At 48.4% G+C, this 221-nt stretch carries 1 pseudogene; it reads right to left on the minus strand.

The features are described 5' to 3' along the window. Positions 1-221: pseudogene (locus DWZ03_RS20335) on the minus strand (hypothetical protein); the annotation flags it as partial.

Raw genomic sequence — 221 nt, forward strand, 5'->3', positions numbered from 1 at the left:
TTCGTCTCCTCTACCGTGCCGCTCTGGTTGATGACTACCCGATTGTTACCCTGATGGTCTTTCAAATAATAATGGTACTTGTTGTCGCTCAAAGTAACATAACCCTCATCAGTCAGTAGCAGCTTCTGAACACCGTTCTCATAGACCACGTTTCCGCAATAGTCCGTCGTGGTGGTAGTGCTGCCTGTCTTATGGACAGTTTTCAGCTTTGTGCCGTCGGC

It is taken from the genome of Bacteroides sp. AF29-11 (assembly GCF_003602895.1).
Lineage (GTDB): Bacteria > Bacteroidota > Bacteroidia > Bacteroidales > Bacteroidaceae > Bacteroides > Bacteroides uniformis.